Origin of the sequence: Siphonobacter sp. BAB-5385 (assembly GCF_002261125.1) — a bacterium.
Lineage (GTDB): Bacteria > Bacteroidota > Bacteroidia > Cytophagales > Spirosomataceae > Siphonobacter.
In genome coordinates, this window is the sequence record NZ_NMPS01000005.1 from 1 (window position 1) to 9,494 (window position 9,494).

The window sequence follows — 9,494 nt, forward strand, 5'->3', positions numbered from 1 at the left end:
ATTTCAATTCCAACTAGGTACGATTAAGACCCCGACTACCGAGCCCCTCAAATCTCCTCAGGGCGTTTAAAAATGGACATTTCTTCGTCAGAAAACAAGACTTTACTGCGTCGATCAGCAATGATACGATTTTACCGGGAGATCGACGACTCGCTTTAAGGCTCTGGAAGGCCGTTTTGCTGGAAAAAGGGGAGGATGGATCGTCGGAAATCGTCAGCCTGTAGCGGGATCGACGACGAGCCAGATTACGGAATCACCTCCTTCAATTGCAGCAAACTACTGATTTCGTAGGTAGGAAGGAGCTGCCGGCAGGCTTCAGGATCACCAAATCCGTACGTGGCCCAGCAGGAATCAATCGCACAGTTGTTGGCGTATTGCAGGTCCATGCTGGTATCGCCGATCATGAGGGTACTGTTGCCCGAATGAAGATCGAAATGCGGCTGAATGACTTTGGTATAACTCTCCGGGCTGGGCTTTTTCGGCATCCCCCGCAGTAAAGGACTGCCATCACCCAGAATCAGTGAAACGTAAGGCGTCAATCCCAAGTAATCCAGCGAAGTTTCGATGGAACGAATGCCCTTGTTACTAATGACAACCACGTGTTTCCCCTGTTCAACCAGGTGCTCCATCAGGTCTTTGGCTCCCGGATAACATTCCACCAATCGGTACGCATCCTGGTCGTAAATGGCCCGGTAGGTCGTCACCCATTCATTGACTTCATCGATCGACAACGCCGGATTCAGTACCTGAAATGCCTCACCCATTACCAATCCTTTGCTGACGACAGCTTCCAGTTCAGCCAGGGGCGGAACCGGCACGCCGTAATGAGCGAACGTAGGCGGGAAGGTGGCTAGAATAGCCTGGCGGGAATCACAAAGCGTACCGTCGTAATCAAACAGAATCAGGGAATACGGTTTCATGCCAATGGGATACAGAGAATGATAGGAAAAAGCTTCCAGCCTGAGTAGCAGACTGGAAGCCTGACCGATCGGGATCGTATAACGTCGATCGGTCTGCCTAACTTATTTCAGCAGGGCAAGATTATACAATGCGTACCAGTCTTCGTGCGAAAGCTTGATGTCGGCCGCACTGACGGCATTACGAATACGTTCTTCCGACAGCGATCCAATGATGGGTAAGGTTCCCAGCTGATACAGCCAGGCTACGGCAATCTGCTCGACGTTGGCGTCGTATTTGCGACCCATTTCTTCGAGTTTCGAGCGAAGTACGACCGATTTTGCGTCCGAACCATTCAGGATACGTCCACCCGCCAGGGGAGCCCAGGCTAGCGGTTTGCTGAACCGTTGCTTGATGAAATCAAGGCGTCCGTCTTCAATCGCCGTGGTATTCGACAGGTTCAGCTCGATGTGGTTCGTTACGATGGGCCGCTTCAGGTTCGATTCCAGTAACTGGTGCTGGAACACCGTGAAATTACTGACCCCCAGGTGCTTGATTTTACCGGACTTGACGAGTTCCATCAGCGTACGGGCGGTCTCTTCGGGCGGACAAAGCCGATCCAACTGGTTGAGCAGGAAAATATCCAGGTAATCCGTTTTCAGTCTTCGCAGGGAATTGTCCACGCTCTCGGTGATGTACGCACTGGTATTGTCGTAATACGTAAAACCGTGAGCCGATTGACGAATGCCGCACTTGCTGAAAAGAACCAGATCTTCGCGTTTGACGGACTTTTGCTGAATGACTTTACCGAAATATTCTTCGATGGTATGGTTTCCGTAATGATCGGCGTGGTCGAAGGTATTGACCCCGAGTTCCAGGCATAAGTTGACCACTTTTTCCATCGACGTGAGGGTTTCGGCACCTTTGTCTTCCCAACGCCAGAATCCATAAATTGCTTCCGAAACTTTGGGTCCGGAGTCACTCAAATACACTTTTTGCATACTAAAAGAGATTATAATAACCGTGGTCTAACGTGGGGTGTACGTCAGGACTTTCGGTCAAAAGTAGCATTAATTCCTAATGCAAAACAGGTTTTTGCGTCTGTAAACCCTATTTTACTTGGTCAGTCGCAGATTTAACAAAATATTTATACAGCCTTTTCCTTTGGTAAAAAGCCATAGAATCCATAAGTTAGCAATTCGCAGAATGAATTTTACCTTGACCAAAACATTTACTTGAAAGCTTTTTCGGATCTAGTGCTCGTAAACCAATTGAAAGCAGAGGACGATCGGGCTGCTTTCAATGAGCTGTATTTACGGTACTGGAAGGTCATCTACGACATTGCCGCGAAAAAGTTACAAGATCCGGACCTGGCCAAGGATGTCGTGCATGATTTGTTTGTCGAACTCTGGTACAAACGCCATACGCTAGTCATCCATACGACCTTTGCGGGCTATCTCTGTACGATGCTCAACCATCGGTTCATTGACCTGCAGCGTAAAAAAGCCGTCCACACGCGGGCTCAGAACGAGTTGCTCAAAACGCACGAAACCGCCAGCGAAAGCGTGCACGATTCCTTCATTTACGCGGAGCTGGAAACGCGGCTTATGCATCGCATTGAGCACCTGCCCCCGGCCATGCGGCAAATCTTTCTACTCAGTCGGCAGGAGCAATTATCCCCGCAGGAAATCGCCGAACGCTTATCCCTTTCTACCCAGACGGTCAAAAACCAGATTCAGAACGCCCTGCTTCGTCTGAAGGAGTTTCAAATGGAGAAATAAGCAGATGCTTTCGGTGTTCGTGTCGAACGTATAGGTAGGCGAGTCTAGTCCGAAACAGAACACGCCACTCGACTTTGCTGCCCCAAGAATCCAACGTTTTACCAGCCTCCGTATCCTCCACATCGGAAAAATCAACCGAAGCAAGCCTTTTTACACCCTTTTGAGGAAGAAACAAAGGAGCAGAGCCGTCCGCTCTCACCCATCCCTTATTTCGCCATTCCCCAACAACTAAATACCAACTATTAACTAACAACCAAAAACAGCCAACCAACAACTAAAAAAATAACGTACTCCTTCTGGTACGATCCCCCCCCGACTTCGTCATGGGGGTATACGAAGTGTTGAACCTTCCACCGTACATGGATAAAGACGATTTATACCGACAGTTTGGGATGGAGGAACCCGATGAGGAACCTTCGAATCGTGAACTGGAAGAGGAAATTTTACAGCGTATTCACGGTACGCTGGGCTTTGAAGCACCCCAGGTGCGACGCTTTCGCTGGGCCTATGGGCTGGCGGCCAGTATTGTGTTGCTCCTCGGTAGCGTAGGCATCTACTACTGGATGGCTCGCGATACGCAGACCATTAGTATTCAAATCCCCGCGGGCAAAGTGCGGGAGATTAGACTACCCGATGGCTCCGTAGTCTGGCTCAATGCGGCCACGGCTCTGCATTACGCTCCGGATTTTAATCAGAACCGGGAAGTCTTTCTGGAAGATGGTGAGGCCTTCTTCCGGGTCGTTCACGATGAGAAACGGCCCTTTGTGGTCCACGCCGGAAACGTACAGACCCGCGTGCTGGGGACTACCTTTCGCGTAAAAGCGTATCAGGCTCTCGAAACCATGCAGGTTTCGGTGGTTACGGGCAAAGTAGCCGTGAGCGAAGGCACGAAATCGCTGGCCGTCCTGGAGAAAAACCAGGAAATTACCTATCTAAAAACGGAACACAAGGCCATCGAACGGTCTATCGATGCCGCCGAAACCGTGGAATGGCAAACGGGAAATGTAGTCCTCAAGGCCGTAAGCTTCGCCGACATTGCCCTGGCGATTGAAAATGCCTACGGCGTTCGGATGCAGTTCAACCGAGCCACCTTCCGCAACTGCGTGAGCAGTCTTGCCTTTCAACCCCAATCGCAAAAACTCAGTGAAGTACTTGATTTAGTGAAAGATATCCAGGGAATTCAGTATGAAATTAAAGGAAAGGAGGTGCTGATTTCAGGAACTGAATGTCAGTAACAAAAGGAACCGTACCCGCGGAAACAGGTACGGTTCAGCCAGCAGCCCGGTGAATGAGGTAGGAGTCGGACACCGGAAAACCGCCGCTGGGTTTAATACAGGGATTAAACACACTTAAATGTATGAGAAAAAGCAAACGAATCAAACTCATGAGGGTTGGATTGATTGCGTGCGGCATGATGCTCACGGCGGCGGGGAGCCTGCTTGCCGAGAATAGCTACAGCCAGCATCTGATCAGTAAGAAAGTAACGCTTGAACTCCGGGAAACGTCGCTGGAAAAAGCCATCGAAACTCTGCGGAAGACGAGCCACATTGATTTTACCTATAACAACAACGAACTAAGAAAAATTAAGGTATCGGCGGGAACATTTACCAATGATAACGTCGGCCATGTGCTCACGACTCTATTAGACCACACGGCGTACGCGTACCGCGAAACCGATCACAGCATTGTTATTTTTAAACGTCGGGAGGCCCTCCCCGTACCGCCAACGCCGGTTCATCAGCCCGTAGTAGCGGCGACGGTGAAAGAAATGGCCGTTCGGGTCAAAGGGAAAGTGATTGACAGTAAGGGTGTTACGTTGCCCGGCGTTAGCGTCGTCATCAAGGATAGCCAACGGGGTACGCTCACCGATCAGAAGGGAGAGTTTACGCTCGATAACGTGAAGGAAACGGATGTACTGATTTTTACCTTCGTCGGTTTCAAAACCCAGGAAGTCGTACTGGGGAATCGCGTAGAACTGGAAGTCGTACTCGATGAATCCATCAAAGGATTGGACGAAGTCGTCGTGGTAGGCTACGGCACCCAGAAGAAAGGGAACCTGACCGGAGCCGTATCGACCGTAGAAACCGATAAATTTTTGAAATCCCGTCCGGTTACCGACGTCGCTCGCAGCTTGCAGGGAGCGGTGCCGGGGCTGACGATCTCGACGACGAGCGGTGACCTGGGTACAAATCCCCAGATTCGCCTGCGGGGCCTAACGGGCTCGCTCAACGCCGGAAACGGGGCCCAACCCCTGATTCTGGTCGATAACGTTGAAATTCAGAGTCTGCAAATGGTCAACCCCGATGATATTGAATCCATTTCGGTCCTGAAAGATGCGGCGTCCACGTCGATTTACGGAAGCCGGGCGGCCTGGGGTGTTGTGCTGATCACGACAAAATCGGGTAAGAAAAATACCCGGAGTCAGGTTACTTATTCCACCAACTTTGCCTACAGTACCCCCACGACGACCCCAAAAATCGCCGGTGCCGCCGACGGTCCGGAATACGCTCTGGCGGCAGCTCGCCGTACCAATCCCGCGGCTACGACCTTCGGAACGGTAGGGATGTATTTCACCGATGAAAGTATTCAGCGAATCCGCGACTGGGAATCTCAGTACGGCGGCCAAAATCTGGGCAACGATATGGTAATGGGCCGTGATTTTGAAATCAAGGACGGCCGTTTGTACTTCTACCGCCCCTGGGACGCCGAGGCCATGTTCATGCGGAAATGGGCTCCCCAGCAAACGCATAACCTGGGTATTACGGGCGGTTCGGACAAAACCAGCTACAATCTGAGTATAGGCTATCTGGGTCAGGAAGGGGTACTGAAAGATAAAACAGACAAGTTTGACCGCTATAACGGGACGTTCAGTATCAATTCTTCCATCAACAAATGGCTGGACGTCAACGGAAAAATCCTCTTTTCGAAGAGCGTATTCGAGACTCCCTTCTCCTTTGGGGGTACGGTTTATGATCCGCTGTACTACATCTATCGCTGGCATCGGGTCTATCCCTACGGTACCTACGAAGGCCGGCCCTTCCGCAGTGCGGTGACGGAAACGCAGCAGGCTCAGATGATCAACACGACGGAAAACTTCCTGCGGGCTACCATCGGCGGGCGACTGAAACTGATGGAAGGACTCACCATTGACGCCAACTATACGTACTCCAACACCAATCGGCACGTGCGGGATGTCGGAGGAAAAGTAATGGCCTGGAATCAATGGAATGGGGTACCGCTGAAGTATGAATCGTACGCGAGTGCCACCTATGACCGGGTCATCTATCGGTCCCTCTGGAATGAACTGCACACGGTGAAGGCTTTTGGTACCTATCAGAAAGAACTGACCAATCACTCCTTCAAGGTCATTGCCGGGATGGATATGGACATTAGTCAGGATTGGGACCAAAGCTCCGAGCGACGCGGACTGATTGACATGAACCTGGGCGAACTCCCCCTCGCTACGGGAGATCAGTACGTAGGCGGGAGTCGGGGTCACTGGGCTACCCAGGGTTTCTTTGGACGGATTAACTACGGCTACAAAGACAAATTCCTGCTGGAGCTGAACGGCCGCTACGACGGTTCGTCATTCTTCCCCACCCGTACCCAATGGGCCTTTTTCCCCTCGATCTCTGCCGGATACGTCCTTACGGAAGAACCTTTCATGAAGCCCATCGAGCCGGTGCTGAGTTCGTTGAAAATCCGGGGATCGTATGGCTCACTGGGAAATACGGATGTGGGTACGACGACGTTCCGACCCACGATGGGTACGACCAACTCCAGCTGGTGGATCGGCAGTACCAATATGCTGACGGTGAATACGCCCGCTCTGGTACCTGCTGCACTGACCTGGGAAACCATCCGTACGCTTGATTTTGGAGCCGACGCCAAGCTGTTGAACAACAAAGTGGGCGTGACGTTTGACTGGTATAAACGTACAACCAGCGATATGATCACGACGGGTATTCAGTTGCCGAGTTCCTTCGGGGCGGCAGCTCCCCGCCGAAATTATGGCGAAATGCAAACGACGGGCTGGGAACTGGCCGTTGATTTCAACCACGGATTCACGAATGGCCTGAACATCAATCTGGGCTTAAACCTGTCGGACTTTACTGAAAAAATCACCCGTTTTGATGGAACGCTGGTGAATGGCAACTACACCGGGAAAAACCTCGGCGAAATCTGGGGCTACGAAACCGACCGCTTTTTCACGAAAGACGATTTCAATCAGGATGCAAACGGAAATCTGCTACGCGACGCGACGGGCAGGTATATCCTGAAAGACGGTATCCCCAACCAGACCCGCCACGAATCCGGCTGGTTCTTCTACGGACCCGGCGACGTGAAGTATAAGGATCTCAATGGAGACGGCACCATTTTCACGGGAAGTAGCAGTCTGGAGGATCACGGTGATCTGAAAGTCATCGGTAACTCGACGCCCCGGTATCAGTATGGGGTGCGACTGGGAGCCGACTGGAAAGGTTTCGATTTCAATATGTTCTGGCAGGGGGTAGGCAAACGCGAACTCTGGCCTTCGGGCAGCATTTTCATTCCGGGTTTCAACCCCAGTGATGCCATGTATGCTCACCAGATGGATTACTGGACGGAGGAAAATCCGAATGCGTTTTACCCACGCCCAACCAATACGGGCCAATCCAATAACACACAGAACTTTCTGATTCAGAGTAAGTATCTGCTCAATATGGCCTATTTGCGGTTGAAAAACATGACGCTGGGCTATACCCTTCCAAAAACGCTGACGGAACGCATTCGGATTGAGCGTTGCCGGGTATATGTGAATGGCGAAAACCTGCTGACCTTCGACGATCTATCCATTCCGATTGATCCGGAAGTAGGGTACCTGCGGTCAAACAGCCCGGCGGTAACGTTTGGTCGGGTGTATCCGTACCGTCGCACGTTCTCTTTCGGTCTTCAACTCACCTTTTAATCAGAGCCAGCGATGAAAAAAATAGCGATTCTCTTGTCCGCCGCCCTGCTTTTTCTGGTGGGTTGTAAGGACGATTTACTAACGCGTTCGCCCCTCGACGCCCTCTCGGACGAAACCTACTGGACCAATGAAGCCAACGTCCGAACCTTTGCCTGGGGCTTTTATACCCGGTATTTTGATGGCTACGGATCCAGCTTTACGCCGGGACGATACTTCAACGGACAAACATTAAACGACGATTTCGCTCCGGCGAGCCCGACGCAGTTTACCCGAAATGTACCGGCTACGAGCAGTAACTGGACCTTTGCCTGGGTACGGAAAGCAAACCTCTTCAAGGAACGGATTCAGCGGGTACCGATGGAAGCCGAAGCCATTCGGCACTGGACGGGAGTAGCCCGTTTTTTCCGGGCAATGGAATACCATGAACTCGTTCGTCAGTATGGCGATGTGCCATTTTTTGACCAGGTGATCGGAGAAACCGATTTTGCTCAACTCTACAAACCCCGCGACCCGCGTACGGTGGTGGCGGATAGTATGCTGGCCGATTTGCAATACGCAGCGGCCAACGTACGGGCGGACGACGGCGAGAAGGGATTAACCGTGAATAAAAGCGTTGTACTCGCATTTATGTCCCGCATTATGCTCTACCACGGAACCTTTCTGAAGTACCACAGCATCGACCAGAATCGGGCTAAAACTTACCTGGAAGCGGCGAAATGGGCAGCAAACGAAGTCATCACTTCGGGTCGGTACGCGGCTACGGACACGTACCGCTCGATGTTCAGTTCGCTGAGTCTGGCGTCCTCGAAGGAAATGATTCTGTATCGGAAATACGAAACCGGTATGCTGACGCACTCGCTGAACAGTTATAACAACAAGGAGCCGCAAACGGGGGTCTCGAAAGATGCCATCGAATCGTACCTGAGCAAGGATGGCTTGCCCATTCAGCTTTCGCCGCTGTACAAGGGGGATAAGGGGATTGCCAATGTCATGGCCGACCGCGACCCCCGGCTGCCCGCAACGATCGTGAACCAGCTACGGGTGAGTAAGTACGCCGCCAACTTTTCGTCAAGCGGATACGCGACGCACAAATTCCTGAACGAAGAAACCAGGGAATTACCCGAAGGCAGCGGCTCGCTCAACCAGACCGACGCCCCCGTCATTCGCTACGGCGAAGTACTGGTTAACTACGCGGAGGCTGGTGCCGAACTGGGTACGCTCACGCAGGCCGATCTGGACAAGTCGATTAACACCCTACGGCAACGTCCGGGGATTGCGATGCCGAAACTGGAAGTCAGTGGCTCAAGTCCGGCGGTGAATGGCAAGGTTTACGACGATCCGTCCCGCGATCCATCCGTCCCTGCTTTGATTTGGGAAATCCGTCGCGAACGCCGGATTGAACTGCTGCTGGAAGGCTTCCGTCTGGACGATCTGATTCGCTGGAAGAAGATGGAGTACGCCGATACGCAGGCAAATTCGGACATCAACCGGGGAGCCTGGATTCGCAAGGCCGATTACCCCAATACCGATGCCATTATCGAGGGAACAACGGAAGGCTACATCATTCCGGCTCCAAAACTCGAATCGCAACGTTTATTCACCGATCCCAAAGTGTATCTGACGCCCATTCCGCTCGATCAGATTACCCTGTACCGAGCCGCCGGATACGAACTCAAGCAAAATCCGGGCTGGGAGTAAATATTGTAGAGTGATTCAACTGCCAGCGATATGCTGGCAGTTGTGTTTTGGGTTAAATGAGGTTGGTTTTAGAGGTTCAGTTAACTATGTCGTTTTGAACAGACCGGGTTCGGTACTTCTTCCTGGCTGGCTAGTAGCCATTGAGCCTTCCAGGCTGGACCTCTCCACGA

The 9,494-nt window shown here is 51.8% G+C and carries 6 protein-coding genes; 4 read left to right on the top strand and 2 right to left on the bottom strand.

The window, feature by feature from the left end; all coding sequences use genetic code 11:
- Positions 1-245: 245 nt before the first annotated feature.
- Both BWI93_RS00280 and BWI93_RS00285 read right to left on the bottom strand, forming a co-directional pair.
- Positions 246-920, bottom strand: a complete 675-nt coding sequence (locus tag BWI93_RS00280; RefSeq protein ID WP_094808183.1) for an HAD family hydrolase — start codon at positions 918-920, stop codon at positions 246-248.
- A gap of 102 nt (positions 921-1,022) precedes the next feature.
- A complete protein-coding gene (locus tag BWI93_RS00285) occupies positions 1,023-1,898 on the bottom strand; it encodes an aldo/keto reductase family oxidoreductase (protein ID WP_094808184.1) in 876 nt (291 codons plus the stop codon).
- A gap of 270 nt (positions 1,899-2,168) precedes the next feature.
- Between BWI93_RS00285 and BWI93_RS00290 the strand changes: the two genes are divergently transcribed.
- From BWI93_RS00290 to BWI93_RS00305, 4 genes are all read left to right on the top strand, one after another.
- On the top strand, positions 2,169-2,678 hold the full coding sequence (locus BWI93_RS00290; RefSeq protein WP_176454086.1) for an RNA polymerase sigma factor: 510 nt from the start codon (positions 2,169-2,171) through the stop codon (positions 2,676-2,678).
- 359 nt (positions 2,679-3,037) lie between these two features.
- Complete coding sequence (locus BWI93_RS00295) at positions 3,038-3,913, top strand: FecR family protein (protein WP_176454087.1); 876 nt, start codon at positions 3,038-3,040, stop codon at positions 3,911-3,913.
- A gap of 122 nt (positions 3,914-4,035) precedes the next feature.
- Positions 4,036-7,626: a TonB-dependent receptor gene (locus BWI93_RS00300; RefSeq protein ID WP_217902199.1), complete on the top strand. Its 3,591-nt coding sequence runs from the start codon at positions 4,036-4,038 to the stop codon at positions 7,624-7,626.
- A 12-nt stretch (positions 7,627-7,638) separates the two neighbouring features.
- Complete coding sequence (locus BWI93_RS00305; protein ID WP_094808187.1) at positions 7,639-9,324, top strand: RagB/SusD family nutrient uptake outer membrane protein; 1,686 nt, start codon at positions 7,639-7,641, stop codon at positions 9,322-9,324.
- The last annotated feature ends 170 nt before the right edge of the window (positions 9,325-9,494 follow it).

Excerpts from the sequence above, each read along its gene's own strand:
- BWI93_RS00305 (WP_094808187.1), top strand. The coding sequence starts at position 7,639 with ATGAAAAAAATAGCGATTCTCTTGTCCGCCGCCCTGCTTTTTCTGGTG.
- BWI93_RS00295 (WP_176454087.1), top strand. The coding sequence starts at position 3,038 with ATGGATAAAGACGATTTATACCGACAGTTTGGGATGGAGGAACCCGAT.
- BWI93_RS00285 (WP_094808184.1), bottom strand. The coding sequence starts at position 1,898 with ATGCAAAAAGTGTATTTGAGTGACTCCGGACCCAAAGTTTCGGAAGCA.
- BWI93_RS00300 (WP_217902199.1), top strand. The coding sequence starts at position 4,036 with ATGAGAAAAAGCAAACGAATCAAACTCATGAGGGTTGGATTGATTGCG.
- BWI93_RS00280 (WP_094808183.1), bottom strand. The coding sequence starts at position 920 with ATGAAACCGTATTCCCTGATTCTGTTTGATTACGACGGTACGCTTTGT.